This window comes from Rudanella paleaurantiibacter (assembly GCF_009184635.1).
GTDB lineage: Bacteria > Bacteroidota > Bacteroidia > Cytophagales > Spirosomataceae > Rudanella > Rudanella paleaurantiibacter.
Genome location: NZ_WELI01000010.1, coordinates 51,109 through 76,298, shown reverse-complemented (window position 1 = coordinate 76,298; position 25,190 = coordinate 51,109). Strand labels below are relative to the sequence as shown.

The 25,190-nt window shown below is 55.8% G+C and carries 13 protein-coding genes; 6 read left to right on the top strand and 7 right to left on the bottom strand.

The features are described from left to right. Positions 1-83 precede the first annotated feature (83 nt). Both gltB and F5984_RS21045 read left to right on the top strand, forming a co-directional pair. Positions 84-4,697, top strand: coding sequence for a glutamate synthase large subunit (gene gltB, locus F5984_RS21050; protein ID WP_152126194.1), 4,614 nt, complete (start codon positions 84-86; stop codon positions 4,695-4,697). A gap of 173 nt (positions 4,698-4,870) precedes the next feature. Next, complete coding sequence (locus tag F5984_RS21045) at positions 4,871-6,358, top strand: glutamate synthase subunit beta (RefSeq protein ID WP_152126193.1); 1,488 nt, start codon at positions 4,871-4,873, stop codon at positions 6,356-6,358. A 96-nt stretch (positions 6,359-6,454) separates the two neighbouring features. On the opposite strand, the gene F5984_RS21040 is transcribed toward F5984_RS21045, so the two are convergent. The 3 genes from F5984_RS21040 to F5984_RS21030 all read right to left on the bottom strand — a co-directional run bounded on the left by F5984_RS21040 (position 6,455) and on the right by F5984_RS21030 (position 9,169). Continuing rightward, the gene (locus F5984_RS21040; protein WP_152126192.1) at positions 6,455-7,297 is read right to left on the bottom strand and encodes an endonuclease/exonuclease/phosphatase family protein; all 843 of its coding nucleotides are present in this window, start codon (positions 7,295-7,297) and stop codon (positions 6,455-6,457) included. 109 nt (positions 7,298-7,406) lie between these two features. Further along, on the bottom strand, positions 7,407-8,066 hold the full coding sequence (locus F5984_RS21035) for a DUF6766 family protein (protein ID WP_152126191.1): 660 nt from the start codon (positions 8,064-8,066) through the stop codon (positions 7,407-7,409). 23 nt (positions 8,067-8,089) lie between these two features. Then, complete coding sequence (locus F5984_RS21030; RefSeq protein ID WP_152126190.1) at positions 8,090-9,169, bottom strand: AI-2E family transporter; 1,080 nt, start codon at positions 9,167-9,169, stop codon at positions 8,090-8,092. A gap of 331 nt (positions 9,170-9,500) precedes the next feature. Here F5984_RS21030 and F5984_RS21025 point away from each other — a divergent pair, with 331 nt between their 5' ends. Then, positions 9,501-12,419 carry a hypothetical protein gene (locus F5984_RS21025; RefSeq protein WP_152126189.1) on the top strand — a complete coding sequence of 973 codons (2,919 nt, stop codon included), beginning with the start codon at positions 9,501-9,503 and terminating at the stop codon, positions 12,417-12,419. Positions 12,420-12,463: 44 nt separating this feature from the next. On the opposite strand, the gene F5984_RS21020 is transcribed toward F5984_RS21025, so the two are convergent. Together F5984_RS21020 and F5984_RS21015 are read right to left on the bottom strand one after the other, a co-directional pair. Continuing rightward, positions 12,464-12,997, bottom strand: coding sequence for a hypothetical protein (locus tag F5984_RS21020; protein ID WP_152126188.1), 534 nt, complete (start codon positions 12,995-12,997; stop codon positions 12,464-12,466). A gap of 84 nt (positions 12,998-13,081) precedes the next feature. Next, positions 13,082-15,583 carry a TonB-dependent receptor gene (locus F5984_RS21015; protein ID WP_152126187.1) on the bottom strand — a complete coding sequence of 834 codons (2,502 nt, stop codon included), beginning with the start codon at positions 15,581-15,583 and terminating at the stop codon, positions 13,082-13,084. A gap of 332 nt (positions 15,584-15,915) precedes the next feature. Here F5984_RS21015 and F5984_RS21010 point away from each other — a divergent pair, with 332 nt between their 5' ends. From F5984_RS21010 to F5984_RS21000, 3 genes are all read left to right on the top strand, one after another. Next, positions 15,916-17,388: a DEAD/DEAH box helicase gene (locus F5984_RS21010; protein WP_394367444.1), complete on the top strand. Its 1,473-nt coding sequence runs from the start codon at positions 15,916-15,918 to the stop codon at positions 17,386-17,388. A gap of 6 nt (positions 17,389-17,394) precedes the next feature. After that, the gene (locus tag F5984_RS21005) at positions 17,395-17,745 is read left to right on the top strand and encodes a bleomycin resistance protein (protein WP_152126185.1); all 351 of its coding nucleotides are present in this window, start codon (positions 17,395-17,397) and stop codon (positions 17,743-17,745) included. 188 nt (positions 17,746-17,933) lie between these two features. Next, positions 17,934-20,105 (top strand): carbohydrate binding family 9 domain-containing protein, encoded by a 2,172-nt coding sequence (locus F5984_RS21000; RefSeq protein WP_152126184.1) that lies wholly within the window; start codon positions 17,934-17,936, stop codon positions 20,103-20,105. A 200-nt stretch (positions 20,106-20,305) separates the two neighbouring features. Here F5984_RS21000 and F5984_RS20995 read toward each other — a convergent pair whose 3' ends face one another. Together F5984_RS20995 and F5984_RS20990 are read right to left on the bottom strand one after the other, a co-directional pair. Beyond that, positions 20,306-23,785 carry a PVC-type heme-binding CxxCH protein gene (locus tag F5984_RS20995; RefSeq protein ID WP_152126183.1) on the bottom strand — a complete coding sequence of 1,160 codons (3,480 nt, stop codon included), beginning with the start codon at positions 23,783-23,785 and terminating at the stop codon, positions 20,306-20,308. Positions 23,786-23,795: 10 nt separating this feature from the next. Continuing rightward, positions 23,796-25,028 carry a GDSL-type esterase/lipase family protein gene (locus F5984_RS20990; protein WP_246169215.1) on the bottom strand — a complete coding sequence of 411 codons (1,233 nt, stop codon included), beginning with the start codon at positions 25,026-25,028 and terminating at the stop codon, positions 23,796-23,798. Between the last annotated feature and the right edge of the window lie 162 nt (positions 25,029-25,190).

Below are 25,190 nucleotides of genomic sequence, written 5' to 3'. Positions count from 1 at the left end.
TTCAATTATATAAATGTCGTAGCGACGGTAGCCGACGAGTACAACCTACCGGCGCGAGGGCTTGACAACAATCCGTTACGTCTATGTCTGACCAAAGCGACCAGCCCGCCCAAAGCGGGTTCTCCTATGAAACAGGTCTGTATCGTCCTGAATTCGAGCACGACAACTGCGGTATTGGCTTTGTAGCCGATATCAAAGGCCGAAAATCGCACCAAATTGTGGCAGACGCCCTGCACATGCTGCACCGGATGGAACACCGGGGCGCGTGCGGCTGCGAAACCAACACGGGCGACGGCGCGGGTCTGCTCATTCAGATTCCACACGAATTCTTCGTGGACGAATGCCGCCGTCAATTTATCCAACTTCCGGCCGCCGAAGAGTACGGCGTTGGTATGGTGTACTTCCCCCGCGAAGCCCGGCTTCGGGAAGAGTGCCGCGCCATTCTGAACCGGAAAATCAAGAAGTTGGGCATGGAACTCCTCGGCTACCGGGTAGTGCCTACCAACAACAGCGATTTGGGTAATGGCTCACGCTCGGCCGAGCCACAGATGGAGCAGGTATTTATTAAACGCCCCGATAGCGTTACAAACTCAGACGATTTTGAACGGAAACTCTACGTTTTAAGAAATTACAGCTCGCGCATCATCAATGAAACGGTGAAGGGCGTCGACAATAATTTCTATTTCGCGTCGCTCTCTTGCCGGACTATTACCTACAAAGGGCAGCTCACAACGGGTCAGTTGGCCGAGTACTTCCCCGACCTCGGTCGTGAAGAAGTGGTTTCGGCGCTGGGGGTTGTACACTCACGCTTCTCAACCAACACGTTCCCGTCGTGGAAACTGGCGCAGCCATTCCGGTACATTGCCCACAATGGTGAAATCAACACCGTACGCGGCAACGTAAACTGGATGAAGGCCGCCGAGACGATGCTCAAGTCGTCGAAGTTTACCGACGAGGAAATGGCGATGTTGCTGCCCATCTGCGACCATAAACAGTCGGACTCGGCCAACCTCGACAATGCCATTGAACTGCTCGTGATGAGCGGTCGCTCGCTGCCGCACGTCATGATGATGCTGATTCCCGAAGCCTGGGACGGCAACACCCAAATGGACGCACAGCGCCGGGCGTTTTATGAGTACCACGCTAGCATGATGGAGCCCTGGGATGGCCCGGCTTCCATCTCGTTTACCGACGGGCGCATTGTGGGCGCTACGCTCGACCGTAACGGTCTGCGGCCTTCGCGCTACTGGGTTACCGACGACGACGTGGTCATCATGGCTTCGGAAGCCGGTGTACTCGACCTCGACCCGGCCAAGATTGTGAAGAAAGGCCGTTTACAGCCCGGTAAAATGTTCGTAGTGAACATGGAGCAGGGCCGAATTATTGCCGATGAAGAGCTGAAAGCCGAAATCTGCGCGGCTCAGCCCTACCAGCAGTGGCTCGACGAGTACAAGATTCACATCTCTCAGCTCGAAGCCCCCGCCCGTACGTACAGCCACTACGGCGAAAAAGAGTTGCTGACCCGCCAGAAAGCATTCGGCTTTACGTCGGAAGACCTGCGGATGATTCTCGCCCCCATGGTCGAAACGGGCAAAGAAGCCCTCGGTTCGATGGGTGTCGATGTGCCGCTCGCCATTCTGTCGGAGCAAAGTCAGCACCTGAGCCACTATTTCAAGCAGCTCTTTGCGCAGGTAACCAACCCGCCGATTGATTCGATCCGGGAGCGGTCTATCATGTCGCTCATTTCGTTTGTGGGCGCTACCTACAACCTCCTGTCGGAGTCGCCTGAGCATTGCAAGCAGGTAGAACTGGATCAGCCGGTGCTGACCACCAAAGAGTTCGACAAGCTTCGTTTCATCGACCGGCACCATTTCCAGGCCAAAACCATCAACACCTATTTCCGGGCAGATGGCAACGGCAAGTCACTGGAGCGGGCCCTGGAGCGGATCTGCCGGTATGCCGAAGACGCCATTGACGACGGTTTTGAGATCATCATCCTCTCCGACCGCGCCATCGACTCCGACCACGCCCCGGTACCGTCGCTGCTGGCAACGGCCGCCGTGCACCACCACCTGATTCGTCGGGGACTGCGTGGGCAGGTAGGGATTCTGGTTGAAGCGGGCGATGTGTGGGAAACGCACCACGTAGCTACCCTTATTGGCTACGGGGCATCGGGTGTAAACCCCTACATGGCTTTCGAGACCATTGCCAACATGAAAGAAAAAGGCTTGTTGCAGGTGGATTATGACCTCGACAAGCTGTACAAAAACTACGTGAAGGCAGTCAACGGTGAGTTGCTGAAGATTTTCTCAAAAATGGGCATCTCAACCCTGCAATCGTACCAGGGTGCCATGATTTTTGAGTGCCTCGGCCTCAACGAAGACGTTGTATCGCGGTATTTCACGGGCACCGTTTCGCGCATTGGCGGTATGGGCCTGCACGAGATAGCCAAAGAGATTCTGGTACGTCACCGGACGGCATACCCCGAGGTGCCCTCGGCTGCCGTACAACGGCTCGAAGTAGGCGGGGTGTACCAGTGGAAGCAACGGGGCGAAAAGCACATTTTCAACCCCGACACCATCCACCTGCTCCAGGAGTCGACCAAGCGTAACGATTACGGTCTGTACAAAAAATACAGCAAGCTGATCGACGATCAGTCGAAGAAGGCCATCACCCTGCGGGGTCTGTTGAAATTCAAGAAAGGCCAGCCGATTTCGGTTGATCAGGTAGAGCCGATTGAATCCATTTTCAAGCGGTTTGCGACAGGAGCCATGTCGTTCGGGTCTATCTCCTGGGAAGCCCACACGACCCTTGCCATCGCGATGAACCGCATTGGTGGCAAGAGCAATTCGGGCGAGGGTGGCGAAGACGAACTGCGCTACACCCCGCTCGCTAACGGCGACAGCCTCAACTCGGCCATTAAGCAGGTGGCTTCGGGCCGTTTTGGGGTTACAAGCCACTACCTGAGCAACGCCCGCGAGCTTCAGATCAAAATGGCGCAAGGTGCCAAGCCCGGCGAGGGTGGTCAGTTGCCCGGTCACAAGGTGGATGACTGGATCGGACGGACGCGGCACTCAACCCCCGGTGTAGGCCTTATCTCGCCCCCTCCTCACCACGACATTTACTCGATTGAGGACCTGGCCCAGTTGATTTTTGATCTTAAAAATGCCAACCGGGAGGCTCGTATCAGCGTCAAGCTCGTGTCAGAAGCGGGCGTTGGTACCATTGCGGCCGGGGTTGCCAAAGCCCATGCCGATCATATCCTGATTTCGGGTCATGATGGCGGCACTGGAGCGTCTCCGCTGTCGAGCATCCGGCACGCGGGGCTGCCCTGGGAGCTGGGTCTGGCCGAAACCCATCAGACCCTGGTGCGCAACAAGCTACGGGGCCGGGTGACGGTGCAGGCCGACGGACAGATTCGGACTGGTCGCGACCTCGTGATTGCCGCCCTGCTGGGTGCCGAGGAGTTCGGTGTGGCTACGGCCGCCCTCGTAGCTGCCGGTTGTATCATGATGCGGAAGTGTCACCTGAACACCTGCCCGGTGGGTGTGGCTACGCAGAATAAAGAGCTGCGCGCCATGTTTACGGGTAAGCCTGAGCACGTGGTGAACATGTTTACGTTCATGGCCACTGAAATGCGCGAAATCATGGCCGAACTGGGCTTCCGCTCGGTCGATGAGATGGTCGGTCAGGTGCAGGTACTCGAAACCCGCGACGATCTGCCCCACTGGAAATACAAGAATATCAACCTGACAGCTCTGCTGTACAAAGAGCCCGTTAGCCTCGATACGGCCCTCTACAAGCAGGAAGAGCAAGATCACGGTATTGACTCGGTACTCGACCGCGAACTGATCGAACTGGCACAGCCGGTACTGACTGGCGGCAAACCCACCGAACCCGTTTACGGCGAGTTTACGGTGAATAACCTCAACCGCTCGGTGGGCACGATGCTCTCGAACGAGGTATCGAAGGTGTACGGCGGCCCCGGCCTGCCCGATGGCACCATCCATGTGAAGTTACGCGGCACGGCGGGTCAAAGCCTCGGTGCGTTCTCAACGAGCGGCCTGAAACTCGAACTCGAAGGTGATGCCAACGACTACTTCGGCAAGGGCCTGTGTGGAGCGCAACTGATTGTGTACCCCGACCGCACGGCCACGTTCCAGCCCGAAGAAAACAGCATCGTGGGTAACGTTTCGTTCTACGGGGCTACTTCGGGCGAAGCGTTTATCCGGGGTATGGCGGGTGAGCGGTTCTGCGTTCGGAATTCAGGAGCCAAAGTAGTGGTGGAAGGTGTGGGCGACCACGGCCTTGAGTACATGACCGGTGGTTTGGCCGTAATTCTGGGTCAGACAGGCCGCAACTTTGCCGCCGGTATGTCGGGCGGGGTAGCGTATGTATGGGATCAGGACGGTACGTTTGCGAGCAAGGTAAACCCCGAAATGGTCGCCGTTGAGCCGCTCAACGCCGAGGATTCGGTCATTCTGCGCGAGTACATCGACAAGCACTTCCAGTACACCACCAGCAACGTGGCTCTGGCTCTGATTCAGGACTGGGACAACAAGCTGACTCAGTTTGTGAAGGTACTGCCCACTGACTTCCGTCAGGCACTGGCAAGCCGGGGCATCTCGCTTTCGGAGCAGATTCGCGACAAAAACGTGGTTTACCAGGACATTGTCGTCGACGTGGTTGGCGGGTAAGCATGAGGCTATAGGAATCGCCACACGAAGGCGCACCAAACAGATAATACGTAGAAGCTTTTAACGCCGTTGGCAACACCATTGCTGTGTTTGTTGTGGAAGAAGATGCTCTCAAAGCACTCACCGGACACGACGTGCTAACCAAGCGAACCTTAGAAACTGTTTAAGTATCAATGGGAAAGCCCACAGGATTTTTAGAATTTTCGCGTGAACTGCCCGCCAAGCGGCCGGTTCAGGAACGCATACATGATTACCAGGAGATTGATACCCCGTTCAGCGAAGCCCTGACCCAAAAACAGGCGGCCCGTTGTATGGATTGCGGTACGCCATTTTGCCACAGCGGCTGCCCGCTGGGCAACATCATCCCGGAGTTCAACGACGCCGTGTATGAGCAAAACTGGCAGTACGCGTATGAGATTCTGAGCACAACGAACAACTTCCCGGAGTTTACAGGGCGTATTTGCCCGGCCCCCTGCGAGTCGTCGTGCGTGCTTGGTATCAACAAACCACCCGTAGCTATCGAGTTCATCGAAAAATCGATTATCGAGGTGGCTTTTGCTAACGGCTATGTGAAACCCAACCCGCCCCAAAAGCGGACCGGCAAAACCGTGGCCGTTGTGGGTTCTGGGCCGGCGGGTCTGGCGGCTGCGGCACAGCTCAACAAAGCAGGCCATACGGTCACGGTCCTGGAACGAGCTGATCAGATTGGCGGTCTTCTCCGCTACGGTATCCCTGACTTCAAACTCGACAAAGCTGTAATTGACCGGCGACTGGCCGTGATGGAAGCCGAAGGCATTACCTTCCGGACGGGCGTCAACGTGGGTGTCGATCTGAAAGCCTCCGAACTGTTCGATAGCTTTGACCTGGTGTTGCTGGCTGGTGGCTCTACCGTACCGCGCGACCTGCCTATTCCGGGCCGCAACCTCAAGGGGATTTTCCCGGCTATGGAATTTTTGAGCCAACAAAACAAACGCGTAGCCAACCGGCCACTCGAAGTTGACCACCGGGGGGCTGTATACGCCAACGGCGATTTGCAGGCAACCGGCAAGAACGTGGTGGTGATTGGCGGGGGCGATACCGGCTCCGACTGCGTAGGTACGTCGAACCGGCACGGAGCAGCCTCAATCACACAGATCGAGTTGTTGCCCATGCCACCCAAAGACCGGGCCGAAAGCACCCCCTGGCCCAACTGGCCCATGATGCTCCGCACGAGCACCTCGCACGAGGAAGGCTGTGAGCGGCAGTGGTCAATCAATACCAAGGCGTTTATTGGCGACGAAAACGGTAACCTGAAAGCCCTTCAGCTCGTGAATCTGGAATGGAAAAACGAAAACGGCCGAATGCAAATGGTTGAGGTGCCGGGTTCAGAGCGCGAAATCCCGTGCGAACTGGCCTTGTTGGCAGCTGGCTTCCTGCACCCGCAGCAGGAAGGCCTACTGGCTGACCTCGGTGTTGAGCTCGACGAGCGCGGCAACGTGAAAGCCACCAACTACCAAACGAGCATTCCGAACGTGTTTGCCGCAGGCGATATGCGCCGGGGACAGTCGCTGGTGGTTTGGGCCATCTCGGAAGGCCGCGAAGCCGCCCGGGCTGCTGATACCTTCCTGATGGGCGAAAGCATGCTGGAAGCCAAAGCGGAATCGATGCTGGCGGCTGTTTAGTAAGCAAGAAAACGAATGCAAAACGCGCCCGGGATTGCTCCCGGGCGCGTTTTGGCTTTTGTAACAGTGCAATTCACAAACAACTTCTCGAACCTTTTACTTCAACACAACGGTTGCCACAACGGGCTGATGGTCTGAGGGGTAACGTTGCTCAAGAGCGTCGGTCAGTACCGCGTAGTTGTTTACGGCGATGTCTTTGCTCACAAAAATATAGTCGATGCGCTGTTTCATGGGGGCATCAAACTTAAACGCGTTGAACGTCCCTACCGGACCGTAAGGCGGTGTAGCTGTTACGCGGTAGGTATCGTTGAGTAACGTCTCAATGGTTTTTACCTGCTCCGTTTCGGGCGTTGAGTTAAGGTCGCCCACGCAAATAACGGGAGCGTTTTTCGCGATTTCCTTAATCTTCTGCACCATTAGTTTCCCCGATTCGCGCCGGGCTACTACCCCCTGATGGTCGAAATGCACACTGAAAAAGTAGAAGTCTTTTTTGGTAGTCAGGTCTTTGAACTTCGCCCACGAACAAATGCGGTTGCAGCAGGTAGCATCCCAGCCTTTGCCGGGCTTTTCGGGGGTTTCGCTCAGCCAGAAATCACCCGAATCAAGCACCTTGAAACGGTCTTTTTTATAGAAAATAGCCGAGTGTTCGCCCGCTTCCTTGCCATCGTCGCGGCCCTTACCCAAATATGCAAAATCATTCAGCTCGAGCAGGTCATTCATTTGCCCGCGCAGAGCTTCCTGCACGCCAAACAACTCAAAGCCGTGGTACCGAATCAGGCCCTTCACCATCTCTTTACGGTTGGGCCAGGCATTAACACCGTCGTTGGGGGTATTGTACCGCAGGTTGTAGGAAGCCACCCGGATGGGGGCATTTTTCTGGGCCGTGCCTTGGTGGATCATCAACAGGCTACAGGCCAGTAATAAAAAAATGGACTTCATGAAAGGGTATGTTTAGATAACGGCGGCTCAGTTGGTTAACCAGACCCGTCGGGCAAGTTGCCAGAAAGCCGGTTCAGGCACCGTTATCAAACAAATCACCAAGTCGGGATTATTTACCCGTTTGGGCGTTCGGAGCATCTACCGGCTTGGATTCGGGCGAGCCTTTCTGCCGCAGAAAAATCGACAGTACCACAATCGCCAGTACGGATAAAAACTCGCTTTGCCAGTTTTGCAACGACTGAAACCAGAAATCACTCGTCCCCAGAAACGCCCACAGGGTAAGTTGTTCGGGTTGCCCATTCAGGCTTTGCTCCATGTTGTACTGCTCCACACCGCCGAGGGCGTGCAGGAAAAACGAAATCACAAACAAGAGGAGAAACGCCAAACTGAGCGAATTTTTGTACAAGGCCAGTACCCAACCACCCTGCCGAACCGGCCACGGTGCGCCCGGCCGGCCCGCCGACGGTTCGCAGTCAACCTCTTCGGGTTCATCGAGGCTCTTGGATTCTGAGGAGCCTTTCTGGAAGAGCGAGGCCGTCAATAACACATACAAGCCCATTTGCAGAAACTCACTCTCCCAGTTTTCAAAGATCGCTTCGATGCAATGCCCACTGCTAACGTAGGCCACCAACGTCAGTGGAGCCCGACCGTAGTCGGCTAACTCCTCATTAAACGTATGCCAGCCCACCAGAATCTGCCCCATCAGCGTCAGGAGGGTGATGACCAATAAGACCAATGACAGGCCATTTTCATGCAGAAACCGCTTCATAATCAATTGAGTAAGTGAGCAGATCAGCCCATTTTTTTCTTGACGGCCTTGACCCAACTCGGCTCTTCGACCTCATTTTCGAGCAGAAAAGCATATGGGTGCAGTTGCGGAATATGCGCGCATACAATCCGAATTACCGCAAACAGGGGCTCGAACAGGATCATACCCGGAACACCCCAGATCAGCTCACCCAGCACAATGGCGATGATGGTAAAAATCGGACTTAGGTCGAGCTGTGCGCCCATTACCAGCGGCTCGATGATGTTGTTGTCGATAATCTGCGCCGACACGAGCACCGCGAGCGTTGGCAAAAGCATATCGGGCGAGCCACTTACCAACGCCATAAACAACGGGAAAGCCCCTCCAACAAACGCCCCGATGTACGGAATCAGCGTGGGAATCACGGCAACCAGACTCATCAGAATGGCGTTTTCGACACCGACTATTGAAAGCCCAATGCTGTAAAACAGGGCCAAAAATCCCATTGAAACCAGACGACCACTCAGGTACTGCGCGGATACGCTGCTGATCTGACTCAGGGCATCATTGACCGACGGCCGATTTTCGGGCGAGGCCAGTTTCAGGATGAAATCCCTGTATTTTTCGCGCTTCCAGAGCAGGAAAAAGAGGTACAACACCACCAGCACCAGCCCCGTCAGGAATCCCGATAAGCCACCAAAAACGGCCAACAGTGACCCGCTCGATGTACTCGACAGTTTGGAAACCCCTTCTTTGAGCGCCTGTAGCTGCCGTTGCCTACTCACGCCAAACTGCTGCTGAATCCAGGCTTGTGCCTGCTCGATACCGGTAGTCAGCTTGGTTTGAATCTGCGGCCAATCTTTCGAAAAACTGGCGGCCTGCGCATAAATAACCCCGACAAATGACCCAATCAAAAGCAAAAACAGCAGCACGCACAAGAGTGTGGCCCAAATTCGGCCGATGCCCCGGCGTTCGAGCCAGTTACTTACCGGCATAAAGAGTAACGACAGAATGCCGGCAAAGGCTAGGGGCACCAGAAATGGCCGACCGAGATACAATATTCCAATGGCTAAAACGGCAAAAGCCAGCCGGGTATTTACCTGGCTCAACGAAAGTGCTTTCATGGTAGTGTTGGGGTGAGACAATGGTTGCCCGCTTGCGGCACGCTTACGCCCTCGCACTGGCAACCTAACTTTGCAACCGTAAAGACCACCAAACAGACAGACCCGACCAGCGTACGGCCCCTTTTTTTATCCAATGTCCCCAAACGGGTCAGCCAATGCCCTGCCCAAACAGATTTTACCGTTGAGAGCGGCCCGCCTACAGAAGAAACGCCAACGTGAGTCATACATGGCTCACTGCCGAAAACGATGAACCACAACCTCAATAAACCAAAAACGACAAACCACAAACCTGTACGATACGGGCAATTGGTTTTCTTTGTTACTTAGCGTTATGTCGCTCAAAACCCGCGTGCTGCCCCTTTTGGCGGCTTTATCGTTTGCTTCGGCTACGGCACAAACGCTTCCTATCCTCGAACAAACACCGGCCCAGTTGCGCTGGTACCGTATTCGCACCCCGCACTTCTCGGTTTTGTACCCCGAAGGATTTGAGAAACCTGCCCAACGAACCGCGCACCGGCTCGAAGGCGTGTACGAGCCCGTCAGCGCAACCCTCGGCAAACGCCCGCGTCGACTGCCGCTGCTGCTCCAAAACCAGACGACCATCAGCAACGGGTTTGTGACCCTCACGCCCCGGCGGTCGGAGTTTTTTACCACGCCCCCACAAGACCCGTTTTTGCTTGGCACCTACGACTGGCTCGACCTCCTGACGGTGCATGAGTACCGCCACGTGGTTCAGTTCGAAAAAGCCCTGCAAGGATTTGGCAAAGCAGCCTACTACCTGTTTGGCAACAATGCGCTGGCCCTGGCGACATTAGGCGTACCCGACTGGTTTTCGGAAGGCGATGCCGTGGGCGTCGAAACAGCCCTGAGTGGGTCGGGACGTGGCCGGATTCCAAACTTCGACATGGGGTTCCGGGCCAATCTGCTGGCCGGTCGGCGGTTTAGCTACAACAAGGCGGTTGCGGGCTCGTTTCGCGACAACGTGCCCGACCACTATGTACTGGGTTATCTGCTAACCACCAACCTCCGGCGCGAAAACGGGGCCGATGGCTGGAGCCGGGTCCTCAACGAATACTATCACCGGTTTCCGTGGCCGTTTTCGTTCTCAGGTAGTGTAAAAAAGGTAACCGGCTCGCGCGTCGACAATCTGTACAAACGTACCCTCACCGACCTGACCGAAACCTGGACCAAACAACAGGAAGGGCTTAAGCTAACGCGGGCCACGCCCCTGCCCGTACGGCCCGAAAAACGGGTGTTTACCAATTACCAGAATCCGCAGTATGTATCGGATAGCACCCTTCTGGCTTTGAAAACAGGATTAGGCGACATTGCCCAGCTGGTGTTGCTTCGGCGCAACGGTACGGAGAAAAAGGTATTTACCCTCGGTCTGTACAACGACCCCGATATGCTGTCGGTCAATGCCGGGCGGGCTGTATGGGTGGAATTTCGGTACCACCCCCGCTGGGGTCAGAAAGTCTGGTCGGAACTCCGCTCACTCGACCTGACCACCGGCCGCCAAACCCGCCTGACAAGCCAAACCCGCTACACGGCCGTGGCCCTCTCGCCCGATGGTTTTAGCATTGCCGCCGTTGAACATACCGCCGACTACAAAACCCGACTACTCGTGCTCGACGCCGAGACAGGCCGGGTGAAGCAAACGCTGCACAACCCGTTCGACTATTTTTACCTCCACCCCCGCTGGACCGACGACAGTAAATCCATCATCGCCGTGGCCCTCCGCGACGGCCGCAAAACGATTCAGCGTATCGACCCCGTCACAGGCCAACGTACCGACCTGCTACCCGAACTGAACCGCAACATCAGTCACCCCCAACCCTGGGGGCCATACGTCCTGTACAACTCGCCCCAGTCGGGCATCGACAATATTTACGCCGTCGACACACGTAACGGACGCACTTACCAGGTCACATCGCGGCCATTGGGAGCCTACCACGCGGCTATTTCGCCCAACGGCAAACAAATGGCTTTTCATGATTTTTCGGCCGACGGACACCGCGTGCAGGAGATGCCGCTGAATCCGGAAAGCTGGGCACCCGCCACCGAAGTAGACGACCGAACTGTACGGTATTTTGGCCCGCTCGTAGCGCAGGAGCCCGGTGTGGCGCAGGCTCGCGTTGCCCTGAGCGACTCGGCACCGCTACCGGCCCCCTTCCCGGTTTCGCGGTTTCGGCGGTTGCCACACGCGCTGAATATCTACGGCTGGGGACCTATTTTCTCGTCGACAGGGCAGGAATTGACGCTCGGCATCGACTCGCGCGATTTGCTGGCCACCACGCAGCTCTCCACGGGTTTTCTGTACAATCAGGCCGAACGAACCGGCGCTTTTTTTGCCAATGCCAGCTACCAGGGTCTGTTTCCGGTATTTGACCTGTCGTTTCAGTCGGGCCGTAACCAGACAAGTGTTTACGTGGACCGGCGGCTTCCGCTCGACAGCCTGCGTTCCGACACCTGGAACTACAATCAGCTTACGGCCGGTATCCGACTACCGTTTCAGCTCACCCAAACAAAATACCGGCAGAGCCTGACCCTTTCGGCGCAGTACAACCTGATTCAGGTATCGGGCTACGACCTGCCTGCCCGGCCACTCAATGAGGTTGGGGGAGCCCGCGTACTCAACGCGCTCAGTTACGGGCTCACGTACCAACGGCTCCTGAAACAAAACAAGCGCGATGTAGCGCCCCCCTGGGGGCAAGCCCTGAACCTGACCTGGCGTACAACGCCCTTTGGCGGGGCCTTGCGGGCCGAACAGCTCAGCCTCCAGAGTAACCTGTTTTTCCCCGGCCTTATCAAGCATCACTCGCTACGCTTGCGGGGTGGCTACCAGCAACAGTTTCAGGACACCTACCGGTTTAGCCCGGCTACGTTCTACCCGCGCGGGCAACTGTACACCAGTTTCGACAAACTTTGGGTGGGCGGGGCCGAATACCGATTCCCCGTGGCCGACACCCACTGGAACATCGGGCGGCTGGCCTACATTCAGCGCATCAAAGCGGCCGGATTTTACGATGCCGCCCAGGGCGATGTGCAGGTAGCGGTTGTGAATCAGAACGGGCAGTTATTACGCTTCGAGAACCGACGCCGAAACCTCGCAACCGTCGGGGCCGACCTTTCGTTTGTGTTTAACGTGCTGCGGTTCCGGTTGCCGTTTGAGGTAGGAGCGCGGGCAACCTACGCCCTCAATACGGGCGAGTTTCAGATAGAACCTCTGGTGCTCGATATTGGCTTTTAATGGAGTGTGAAGGGTGGCACGCTTAGTGCGTGCCACCCTTCACACTATTTTACCCGTAAAATCTCGCCGTTATAGTTCATATACACCGTAAAATCGGTGGTTTGGGCGGTTTCAGGGTCGCGCAGGCGCATGGTCAGGCTTACATACTTCTGGCTGTTGAAGGTCGGTTTATACTGCACTGATTGCAGCACTCCCTTTTCAATCACGGCGTCGCTCTCGGAGAAGTAGCCCAAATCTTCTTTAATCAGGGTGCGTCGAAAAACCGGTTTCCCCGATTTACGGGTAGCTGTCACATCAACCAAATTATTAAAGTAACACCCATCGGGCCCCGGCGTTGTGTTGTCGGCCTGGTTGAGCGTCAACGTCACTTTCAGGTCTTTGCCCGACTCCTGGTATTCGTCGGCTTTACCCAGTTTGGCCGGCTCAACCACCGACTTGCAGTTTTCGGGCTTGGCCGGGGCTGCTGCCGTCACCGAGTCGGCCGGGGTGGTGGATGCACTGTCAGTTTGGGCGGTTTCGGAACGGCCGCAGGCAGCCAGAACGGCCATCAGGCTCAGAGTAAGGACGCTTTTTTTCATAACACAAACGAAGACTAAACCAGACAGCCAGCGCCGACGGGCGTTGCGGGTCGACGCTGGCTGTGAATCGGGCTCAAAGAAAACCTAAAAATCGATTCGGTAGTAAAACACCGGCAGAAAGCCCAATTGATACTCCTGCTTGATAAACGAGCCATCGGGCTGGGGCGCGTAGCTGAGCGACAGTAAATTCTCGATACCCAGAATGTTAACCAGATCCACGGCAATGGTGTGCGTCAGGCGGCCACCCCGGGCGTTCATTCGGTTCATTTTATAATCGACCTTAATGTCGAACCGACGATACGGCGCAAACTGAAGCGTATTGCGGGTCGCATCCTTGAACAGAATCTCCTGCGCCAGTTGCGACGCGGCCTCATCGACCGGGCCGTACCAACGCCCACCCACAGCCGTGTATTTGGCCCCTACATTCAGACTATTCCGCTTGCCCTGCCCACGTTCAAACGTAAACTCTTTGGCCACCAGCGCGTTGAAAGCGTAGCGCCCGTTGAAATCAGTATTCCGCAACACTCCGTCGGAACCCCGGTAGCGGGCATCAAACAGCGACCCCGTCACAAGAAAGTAATAACTGTTGCTGAAGAATTTTTCGAGCGTCAGCTCAACCCCGTAGTTGCGCCCGGTGCCACCGTTGTAGAGTTTCTGTGGAAACACACGTGTAAAACCCGCCCCGGTGTTCAGAATCGAAAACGAAGTGCGCCCTTCCTCCACCGGCACATTGAACAAATGCTGGTAGTAGGCTTCCAGCTTCAGACGCATGTTGCGGCCCAACAGACGGTCGTAAGCAGCCACGTAATGCCAGCTTTTGGTAAGCCCTATCTCGCGGTTCAGCTCTCTCATGGGCGTGGGCCAGAACGACGACGTAAGGTCGGGCGTCTGGTAGAAATACGCGTACGTTGGCATCATCTGGCTATGTAGGCCCACGGCCACGCTCAATTTCTGGCGGTTAGGCAGCTCGTACACCAGCCCAGCCCGGGGCTCCACCGGCGATACACTGTTTTTGTTCAGGGTAAAAATGGTACTCGTCAGCCCGGCACTTAGGGTCAGTTTTTCGGTCAGATTGGTGCGCCACTGTACAAACGGTTGCAGCAGCAGAGCCGTTGTACGGGTATCCCAGCGAGGTTGCCAGGGCCGTAATTCGGCCACCACACCCGGCCGGGTAACCACTACCCGCACGCTATCGTAGAGGTTGAAAAAGTACGTGTCTGCGTTCAGGCCCGCCTTGAGCGAGCTACGGGCGTTGAATTTATGGGTCAACGCAAGCGATACCGACGCCTTGGTATCGGCAAAGCGGTAATCGAGAATGGGGGCAATCCGATCAATCACAAAGCGGTCGTTTTGCACGGCAGGCTTACCGTCGGGGCCATTCCGCAAAAAAAGATAGTTGTGGTTGGCATCCTGCACTGTACCCGACGCAGCTACCGTCGCCTTGAGGAACGTTTGGCGGCTGAGTGGCTTTTCAAACGTCAGACCCGACACAAACATGCGCGAGGTGTAGTACTGATCGCGGTCGTTCTGACCGAAAATATTCCGATCCGACACCGACTGCTCACTGACCAGAATATCAACCGTACTGGTACCGCCAAAGCCCCAGAATGAAAGCCGCCCACCGGGGGCACCGTCGCGCCCTTTGAGCGGAAAACTAAACCGAAACGATGCATCCTGATACGTCGGGACAGCCTGCGTGCCAATATCGATGCCTATTTTGTTGAACAACCACAGGTTGGCGTACCGGTACGTAACCAGGTACGACGCGCCCGACTTGCGCGAGAGTGGCCCCTCCGCCATTGCTTCGGTTCCGAGAAAACCGAACTGAAGCGACCGCTGATGCCGCTCGTTGTTACCATTACGTAGTTTCAGGTCGAATACCCCGGCAATACCGTTACCGAATTCGGCCGGGAAAGCCCCCGTAAAAAAGTCGGAGTTGGCGAGGGTGTTGTTGCGAATAATGCTCACCGGCCCGCCCGACGTACCCGGTATGGCAAAGTGATTGGGGTTTGGAATACTGATTCCCTCGACCCGCCAGAGTACTCCGCTGGGCGAATTACCCCGAATCACGATGTCGTTGCGCGAGTCGTCGGCCCCCTGTACCCCGGCAAAGTTCGACGCCATCCGGGCGGGTTCGCCCCGGCTCCCCGCGTACCGGTCGGCCTCATCAACCGTAAACTGCCGGGCCGACACCAGGGCCATCTCGTTTTTAGCATCGCCCGTGCGTTGCGCTTTCACGGTCACGGTTGCGAGTTCGTTTATGGCTTCGTCGAGCTCCACATCCAGAATAGTCTCGCGACCAGCATCCACGACAATGTTGTTCAACAGGGCATTTTTATAGCCGATGAGCGTAACGAGCACTGTTTGCCGACCAACCGGCACATTGGGCAACCGGAACCGCCCAAGCGTATCGACCGTAGTGCCGGTGGTGGGTTTATTGGCTTTATCAAGCAGTTGAACGGTCGCGCCGAACAAAGGGTACTTCGATTCCCGGTCGACAACCCGACCGCGCAGCGTTTGCGTGGGTTGAGCCCAGGCCATAGCCGAGCTAAGTAGCAAGCCCAAAAATGGTAGTAAGTGTTTCATGGGGAAAAGGTAAGTAAGAACGAGAAAAACGGTTTCTCGTCGGATGGTGAGTTAGTAAGCGAAAATTGGTGGTTGAGGGGTAGCGCAGCAAAACAAATTGAATGTACGGTAAACAAAGTTTATGGTTAAACAGATTACCCCCTTCTGATGCCTGACTGCCACTCGAACGATAATGTGGATATTCCGGTTAAGGAATTGTATATTTGAAAAATTAAGCGGTAAACTGGCCGGGAACCAAAGGTCAGTTGCAGTTGCATTCACATTTTATTTCTCTGCACGTGACCTTTCACGACTTTAACCTCCACGACGACGTACTGACGGGCGTCGACGCCATGAATTATCAGCAGGCCACCCCGATTCAGCAGATGGCCATTCCCAAGATCATCGAGGGCAAGGACCTGATCGCCTGCGCACAAACCGGTACCGGCAAAACAGCCGCTTACCTCATTCCACTGCTCGACAAAATCTCGCATGCCGGGCATCAGCACACCAGTACGCTTATTCTGGTCCCCACCCGTGAACTGGCTAAACAGATCGACGAGCAGGTCGAGGGGTTTGCCTATTTTGTGTCGGCCACGAGCATTGCGCTCTATGGCGGTGGCAAAGGTGAAAACTGGGATCAGCAACGCAATGCCCTTACGACTGGTGCTGATATTATTATTGCTACACCGGGCCGTTTGATGGCGCATATGCAGCTGGGCTACGTGAAGTTCGACCAGCTGAATTATCTGGTACTCGACGAAGCCGACAAAATGCTCGACATGGGCTTTTCCGACGATATTCTGAAAATTGTGCGCGAATTGCCAAAAAACCGGCAAACGCTCATGTTTTCGGCCACCATGCCCGGCAAAATTCGGGAGTTTGCGAAGAAGCTGCTGACGAATCCCGACGAGATTACACTGGCGGTTTCGAAACCAGCCGAGAAAATTGACCAGCAGTTCTATCTGGCTAAAGACCACCAGAAACTCCCCCTGCTGATGCACCTCATTCAGCAAGCCAACGCCCAAAGCATGGTACTGTTTACCTCGCGTAAGTCGGAGGTGAACCCCATTGTGCGCGCCCTGACGAAACTGGGCTACGAAGCCCACGGTATCTCGTCGGATATTGAGCAGGACGAACGCGAAAAAGTGCTGCGGGGCTTCAAAAACAAGCAATTCCCGATTCTGGTCGCTACCGATGTACTTTCACGCGGTATCGATATTGACAGTCTGAGCCACGTGGTGAACTACGATGTACCACGCGATGCCGAAGACTACGTACACCGGATTGGCCGCACCGCCCGCGCCGAAAATACCGGCACTGCCATCACGTTCGTCAATGAGATGGATATGCAGCGGGTGCGGAAAATCGAGCGGCTTCTCGACAAAAAGCTTGAAAAACGAGCCATCACCGAAGAACTGGGCCTCGGCCCCGCCCCCTCGGAAAACGGTGGTGAACGACCCGGTGAGCGCGGCCGCAACGACCGACCCAAGTCTGGCAAACGAAACGACCGCCGACCTGAACGTAACGAATCGCCCCGCTCCGAAGCCCCCCGCCCCGAAGCACAGGCGAATGCCGATACCCCCCGCCCCAAAAACCGCAATCGCAAACGCGGTGGTCGCGATGGCAAACCCGGCACACCCCGCCCAGAAGGTACCGTTGCCGCTCAGGCAAGCGGAGCTGTTGAGGGCGAAGTCGTAGCTAACCCAGCCGTTGGAACAACCGAGGGAGAGGCCAAAAAGCCGCGTCGGCGCAACCGCAACCGGGGTCGTAAGCCCAGTACGCAGGGCGAAGGCGCACCCGTACAACCCTCCATTGAAGCATAACGAACCATGTTCAGCGCCATTCACCCTAAATTGCCCATGCGCGACAAGCAGGTCACGCAGGCGTTTTACGTAAATCAATTGGGCTTTACGGTGGGTGGTAACTACCCGGATTACCTGATACTGTACCGGGATGAGGTGGAAATTCACTTTTTCCATTTCCCCGACCTTGACCCGCATCAGAACTATGGGCAGGTTTACATCCGCACGAGCCATATCGATGCGGTTTATCAGTCGCTGGTGCAAAACGGAACCCCGATTCATCCTAACGGTGCATTGGCCGTAAAGCCGTGGCATCAAAAAGAGTTTTCGGTACTCGATCCCGACAGTAACCTGCTTACGTTTGGGCAAGCTCTGTAAACAGACTCTCCTACCAGCCCGTACCGGGCCATTCACTTTTTTTAGCTTCTTCACAGGTGACCTTATCAGTATGATGAGGTTACCTTTTGTTTTTGTCTATAGGGATTTAGCGACGACCTTTGTAGCGGCCAAATGCGTGCTGAACGCAACCGGCTTACCCACTTACAAAACCACTTACAGACTATTTCGTGAATCGTTTACTGCTACTAGTGTGCCTGGGCTGGCTATCGTTACCGGCCTGGGGTCAAAAAAAGAACGACGCTTTTCAGTACCATATTTCCAGAGCCACCTCGCCGATTCGGATCGACGGAGCCGCCGACGAAGCTGCCTGGCAGAGTGCACAGCTTGCTACGGACTTTTACATGGTGCTCCCGATGGACACCAGCCGGGCCCGAATCCGCACCGATGTTCGGATGGCTTACGACGACAATAACCTGTACATGGTGGCCATTTGCTACCACCCCGAAAATCAGCCCTACGTAGTCGAATCGCTCCGACGGGACTGGAATTTTGGTAAAAATGACAATTTTCTCCTGTTTCTGGATACGTTCGATGACCAGACTAATGGGTTTAGTTTCGGGGCCAACGCCGTAGGGGCACAATGGGACGGCCTCATGTTTGAAGGGGCCAAAATCAATACCAGCTGGGACAACAAGTGGTACTCGGTGGTACGCAACTACCCCGACCGGTACGTGTTCGAAGTAGCGATCCCGTTCAAGACCATCCGGTACAAAAAAGGCGTTACCCGATGGGGTGTCAACTTTAGCCGGCAAGACCTGACAAGCACCGAAAAATCGTCGTGGACACCTATTCCCCGGCAGTTTCCGACGGCATCACTCGCTTACACAGGCACCCTCGTGTGGGACCAGGCACCTCCGCAGGCCGGGCCGAACATTTCGGTGATTCCGTACGTGCTGGGCTCTACTGCCCGCGATTTTTCAAAAACTGGTCGGCCGGCCCCAGAAGCTACCATTGGGGGCGACGCCAAAGTGGCTCTGACCTCGTCGCTCAATCTGGACCTGACGGTGAACCCCGACTTTTCGCAGGTGGAGGTAGACCGGCAAGTGACCAACCTCGACCGATTCGAACTGTTTTTCCCCGAACGGCGGCAATTTTTTCTCGAAAACGGTGATCTGTTTGCCAACTTCGGCTATACCAATATCCGGCCGTTTTTCAGCCGTCGGATCGGGTTGGGCGTTCCCATCCGGTACGGCGCCCGCCTGAGTGGCAAGCTGAACAAGGACTGGCGAATTGGGGTCATGCACATGCAAACGGGCGAAGTCGACGATGTAAACCTGCCCCGGCAGAACTTCACGGTAGCGGCTCTGCAACGGCGTGTAGCCGCCCGCTCAAATGTGGGGCTACTGATGATTAATAAGCAGTCGATGAACTACGAGCCTCGGGAGAACTTCCCCAGCTATTCGCAATACAACCGCAATCTGGGGCTCGAATACAACCTGGCATCGGCTAATAATCTCTGGACGGGTAAGGCCCTGTACCTGAAATCGTTTTCGCCCAACAGCCAACCCGACAATGGCGTTATGGCGGGCAACCTCCAGTACAATAACCGCAAATGGCTCATCAACGGTCAGTACGAGTACGTTGGTACCAACTACAACCCTGAGGTGGGATACGTACCTCGGCGCGGCTACCAGAAGTTCAACGCCCAGATTGGCTATCTCTTTTTTCCGAAAGGTGGCAGCATTCTGAGCCACGGCCCTCAGCTCAACACCACCGTGTTTATGAACACGAAGCTGGATCGGCAACTCGACAACGAGCACTACATTTTATACGGTCTGCAATTCCGAAACAAAAGCACCTTTGCAGGCTGGGTAGCCTCCAATTTTGTACGACTCCTGGCCGACCTCGACCCCACCAACAGCGGCAAAGCCCGGTTAGGCACCGGTACGCTTCACTACTGGCGGGCCTGGGGAACCGAGTTTGTGTCACGGCCACAAAGCATGTTCACCTACGGCTTTTCGACCCGGTACGGCGGCTTTTACGATGGCGGCACCCGCCTGAACATTACCACCGACATGGCCTACCGGATTCAGCCTTACGCCAGCCTCGCCCTCACTTCCAGCTACAACCGCATTGATCTGCCCAACCTATCTGGCCTGACGACGTTCTGGCTGGTAGGTCCCCGGCTTGATCTGACGATGACCAACACGCTTTTTGTCACAGCCTTTATGCAGTATAATGAGCAAGCCAAGAACGTAAACCTCAACACCCGCGTGCAATGGCGGTACAAGCCCGCGTCTGACTTGTTCATCGTGTACACCGACAATTACCTGCCCGAAAATTTTCGGGTCAAAAACCGGGCGCTCGTATTCAAGCTGACCTACTGGTGGAATGTGTAAATACCACATCTCTTTCAAAACGGCAACGCCCCCGGCAGACCAAATTGGTTACCGGGGGCGTTGCCGTTTTGAAAGCAGATAAGTACCGAGTTAGAATACAATGAACAATGAACAATTAATAGTTTGACAGTCAAGTTAATAACCTACTCCCTATTTTGCATTGTACATTATCCATTATACGTCTATTGTACATTCACTCATCAACGTCCCATTACTAATCGGGTTTGGGCGGGCGCTTTGTCGGCCTCGCCGAGCTGCACATTGAACATGCCCTCCTTTTGCAGATTCCGGTCGATGGCAAGGGTCACGGTATGCATACCCGCGGGTAGTTCGAGCAGGGTGCCCCGGTCGGTCAGTTTGAGGGGACGGTTGCCCACCCAGGCGGTCAGGCCAGCCGTTGTGCTCAGGTCCAGATTCACATTGCCTTTGGTCAGCACCTCCAGGTCGAACCGGACCACACTGTGCCGACGCCCACCAGCCAGTTCAATAACAGGTAACTCGGCCACGGGAACCGAGCCCGCTACGGTGCTGTAGATTGGTTGAGCGGCCAGTTTGGCATTGTCACGGACCAGATAACCCAGCCCTTCGTCGCGGAGTTTACGGCTCAATTCGGGCGAAGGCGCTACCGTGCTCCACCGACGCACAAACCGCGTATTGGGCACGCGGAACTGCCCGGATTCACCCATTTTGGTCAGAAAACTCACCAGATTCATAAACTCCTCTTTGTCCAGAGTAGCCGTCAGTCCGGCAGGCATGAGCGAGCCCGGCACTTTCTCAATCACGTTGATCTGGCTTTTCGGAACTGATACCTCAGCCCCCGTTACGTCGCGCAGAACAATATCGGAGGTGCCGTTGCTGACCAGATACCCCATCAGCTCGGAGCCGTCTTTTTTGGCCACCCGCTGCAATTCATATCCTTCTTTAATGGACTGGCTGGGGTACAGAATCGAGCGAATAATGGTTTCGGCCGGTGAGCTGGTACCAAGGCTACTCAGGTCGGGGCCAATGCGCCCGCCAGCCCCACCAATGGCATGGCACGACTGACAGGCCAAACCCGCACGCCGGTACACCATCTCACCTTTGACCGGGTCGGCGGTTTCTTTCACCACTTTCGCCATGGCCGCAATATCTGACGCACTCAGCTCCTGCGGCATTTTTTCGGCCGGTAATACCCCGCCCGATGCCTCAATTGCCTTAATGAGCTGCGCCACGGTTTCATCACCGCGCCGATTCCAGGGCACATGGCGCTGCATTGCCTGTCGACCCACCGTAGCCAGAGCGGCCGGAACCTTGCGGGCCGTAAGTTCTTCAGCCAGCATACGAGCCCCCTGTTTGTGCACCAGAAACGCCCTAAACAAATCGGTCACGTCGGTGTCGGCGGGTAAGGTACGCAGCAGGTTGCCCGCTATTGGGGCAGCCTCAGCCGGATTAGCAACAGCCAGTTGAGCCGCTGCCGCCAGCCGCAGCTCGACCGGATTTTTGGCACCGGTCATATCGGCCAGGGCTTGGCGGGCAACGTCGCTATTCATGGCGGCCAGTGAGCTGAGAGCCGCTTTACGCAACGTTTTATCGTCTTTACGAGCCAGAGCCGTGAGCGTAGTGGTTTGGTCTTCCATCTTCCACAGGCCCAGCAGCCGAACGGCACTGGCAGCCACCGCTTCGTCGTCGCTATTCATCAAACCGGTTAGCCGGGCGTTGTTACCCGATGGTTTTTCGCCCCGGCGGGCGGCCTCTTCCAACGCGCCCAACTGGGCAGCCACCGTTTTCGAGTCCGCTGTTTGCTGCAACGCCTTGTCGAATACCACCGACAGATCGGCGGGTTTACCAAATTTTGCCAGGGAGGCCAGCACATCTTTCTGGTACTCGGCAGGCACCTGATTTTGACCGTACATCCGGGCCAATTGCGCTACGGCCTCGGGGCTACTCACCGATTTGAGGGCGAAAACCGTTTTCTGGGGTGACCCGAAAAAGTCGGCATCCGTTTTTAGCCGGGGAGCCCAGTACGTCTCTCCTTCGCGAACGGTTTGCCAGAGCGCAAAATCCAGAAACTCATCCATTGGTTTATCCAATGCCGCCAGAGCCGTCCGCACCGCTTCGGGAGTTTTTATCTGTCGCAGGGCAATCACCGCTTCGAGCCGAACCTGTGGGTGCGGATCGGCCACCGCCTTCGTAAGCAGGGCGGGTACATTGGCAACCTTACCCGGCCATACCTGCAAGGCACGCAGGGCCGCAGCCCGCGCCCGGTGGTTTTGCGCGTTCAGGAGCCGCAACAACAACGGTTCATTGGCCACTTCGAGCGTTTGGTACGTCCAGAGTGCTTCGAGCAGGTGGTGCTCATGGTCAGGGTGATTTTTATCCAGCCCATCCACCCATTGCCGCAGGGCCGGGATTAACTCGGCAGCGCCACGTGCTTTGAGCACCTGTTTGGCCTGTAGGCGGGTCCAGTCTTCGGGAAGTTTGAGCATGTCGAGCAACTCACTCACCGACGCTTTGCTCAGGGGGGGCTTTTTCACCAAAGGCCGGTTTTTAGCCACAATACGCCAGATACGACCATGCTCCTGGTCGCGCCGGGGATCGTGAAAATCAACCTCACCGTGCTGAATAATTGGGTTGTACCAGTCGGCTACGTAGATGGCTCCGTCGGGACCTACCGAAATATCAACGGGCCGGAACGCTACGTTATCCGTCCAGAGCAAATCGTCGAGCTGCCGCGAGGCATAGCCGCTCCCCTGCTCTTCGAGTTTAAACCGGTTGATTCGGTTCGCCCGAAAATCATTGGTAACGAGCGTACCCTGCCACGAATCGGGCATGTGCCGCCCCGACACCACTTCGAGCCCGGAGTGTTTGGGCTGCCCTGGGTTCAGGCCGCGCAAAATACGGGCCGCACCGGGTGCGGTAACAAACGTAGCACCGGGAAACGCGTAGTTGATCCCTTCGCCCCCGGCACCGTCGGTCAAAAACGACTGCCCCCATTTATCGAATTGCAGCCCCCAGGGGTTCACAAGCCCTTTGGCATACACATCAAGCTCGCGCTTTTTGGGGTTCATCTGCCAAACCCCACCGCCTTCGAGCCGCTTGATCCCCGAGGGAGTTTCGACGTGGCTGTAGATGTAAATTGACTGATTGAAATACAGTAGCCCTTCGGGACCCCAGCGGAACGTATGAATGAGGTGGTGGGTATCGGCCGTTCCAAAACCGTTCACAATCCGACGTCGTTGGTCGGCTTTACCATCGCCGTCGGTATCGGCAAAGTGCAGAATTTCGGTCGAATTGGCTACGTACACGCCCCCGTCGCCGGGCAAAATACCCGTGGGGGTGAGCAGCCCTTCGGCAAAAATGGTCGACTTGTCGGCCTTGCCGTCGCCATCGGTATCTTCGAGTACAAAGATTTTATCGTTGGCCTCTTCGCCGGTTTTAAGGTGCGGGTAGGCTGTGCTACTCACAACCCACAACCGCCCGTCGGCATCCCAGTTCATCTGAATGGGCTTGGCCACGAGCGGGTCGGCGGCAAAAAGCGTAACCTCGAAACCATCGGCAATCTTAAACGATTCGAGTTCGCGCTTGATGTCGGGCTTCGGAATATCGGTCAGATTCTCCTGATGAACGGTGGCGGTAAGAATCAGAAAAACCGGGACGCTCAACAGGGTTGAGAGGGGCTTGGGAAACCAGCTTGTTTTCATCACGTTCGGTTTACTTCAAAAGGGTAAGTTGATAAACTCTTGGTTTGGGGGTGCGGGTAAGCGAAATCTGACTTTCAAGCCACCGGATAATAAAGTTCTGCTCTTCGAGTCCTTTCACGTGCCGGCCCTGCTCGTACGAGCGAAAGCCGAGAATATACGTGGTGTTGAGCGGCCGGTACTGAAAGTAAAACAGCTCGTTCTTTTTATTGATCAGGTGACGCAGGTCGCGGGCCTGTTCTACGCTGCTTCCCTGCCGAATTTCGACGCCATTGGCCCAATCATTGGCCGATGCCGTCACGACCTCGGCCTTGTCAATATGGAGGGTGTAATAGCCTTTTCTCAAGCCCTTCACGGTCAGAACATTCCCTTTTTCGGGCACAGCCTGCGGGTCGGTGGGTTTGGGCAGTGGCAACAGGCGTTCATCTACGGTAAACTGAATCCGCTCGGCTTTTGGGTCAGCGGTTGCCGCCCGCACCGGCCCCGACGCATCGACCGAAGCCTTACCCACCGTTACCTGAATGGCCTCATTTCGCGCGGGTAGGCCCAGCCGGTCTTCGAGTAGGGTGGCCAGTCGGTAGTAGCCTGCTTCGTTCAGGTGGATACCGTTTTCGGTGATGGTTCGCTTGTCGGGGATAGCCGCCAACGGACCGAACAGATCAACGTACCGTTTGCCCCGGTCGGTGGCTATTTTGGCAATTGCCCCGGCGTATCGCTGCAACATGGCGTTGTACTCAGCCCGGTTGGGAATAGAGTCAGACAACACCGGAATCGTCGACAGCAGCACTGCCTGCGCCCCCAGTTGGTCTACCTTATCCACCAGTTTATTCAAGCCTTCAACAAACCGGGGCAAACCGGCTTCGCCCTCCTGCGCTTCAATGTTGCCGTAACCAATAAACACAACCGTCGGCTGCGCCTTGGTCAGGTGTTCCATGAGTAGTTCGTAGGCCGTGGGCGGGTTGGTAATAGTGCTGCGGGCTACACCGTACACGTTGTCGCCGGTCCAGCCAATGTTCCGAAACGTAACCTCTTTGTCGGGCCAGCGGGTGGTCAGGGCCAGTTCCAGATACCCGTACTGAACGTCGTTTTCAAAGAGGGAATTGCCTACAAACACCACGCGGTCACCTTTTTTGAGGGTAAACGGAGCCGCCGATGGCGAATTGGTCTGGGCGGTAACGGGTTTGGAAACCAGAAGAGTGAATAGAAAAAAACAAATCAGGGAAGCCCCTGCCTTTAACCTTCTCATACGGTATGTTGTAAAGGGGGTAGTCGGTTGATCGACGTACATGTGGTGATCTTGTGTAAAAAGTTAGGAAAGCCTGCAACTACTTGTTTCGCTTACCTCATCCTTCCTAAGCCTGCCCACCAACTACTCGTCGACCAGCGCTCGAAAGCACATTTTGACAGC

Coding starts and splice junctions, on each gene's coding strand:
- gltB (WP_152126194.1), top strand. CDS start 84: ATGTCTGACCAAAGCGACCAGCCCGCCCAAAGCGGGTTCTCCTATGAA.
- F5984_RS21045 (WP_152126193.1), top strand. CDS start 4,871: ATGGGAAAGCCCACAGGATTTTTAGAATTTTCGCGTGAACTGCCCGCC.
- F5984_RS21040 (WP_152126192.1), bottom strand. CDS start 7,297: ATGAAGTCCATTTTTTTATTACTGGCCTGTAGCCTGTTGATGATCCAC.
- F5984_RS21035 (WP_152126191.1), bottom strand. CDS start 8,066: ATGAAGCGGTTTCTGCATGAAAATGGCCTGTCATTGGTCTTATTGGTC.
- F5984_RS21030 (WP_152126190.1), bottom strand. CDS start 9,169: ATGAAAGCACTTTCGTTGAGCCAGGTAAATACCCGGCTGGCTTTTGCC.
- F5984_RS21025 (WP_152126189.1), top strand. CDS start 9,501: ATGTCGCTCAAAACCCGCGTGCTGCCCCTTTTGGCGGCTTTATCGTTT.
- F5984_RS21020 (WP_152126188.1), bottom strand. CDS start 12,997: ATGAAAAAAAGCGTCCTTACTCTGAGCCTGATGGCCGTTCTGGCTGCC.
- F5984_RS21015 (WP_152126187.1), bottom strand. CDS start 15,583: ATGAAACACTTACTACCATTTTTGGGCTTGCTACTTAGCTCGGCTATG.
- F5984_RS21010 (WP_394367444.1), top strand. CDS start 15,916: ATGAATTATCAGCAGGCCACCCCGATTCAGCAGATGGCCATTCCCAAG.
- F5984_RS21005 (WP_152126185.1), top strand. CDS start 17,395: ATGTTCAGCGCCATTCACCCTAAATTGCCCATGCGCGACAAGCAGGTC.
- F5984_RS20995 (WP_152126183.1), bottom strand. CDS start 23,785: ATGAAAACAAGCTGGTTTCCCAAGCCCCTCTCAACCCTGTTGAGCGTC.
- F5984_RS20990 (WP_246169215.1), bottom strand. CDS start 25,028: ATGAGAAGGTTAAAGGCAGGGGCTTCCCTGATTTGTTTTTTTCTATTC.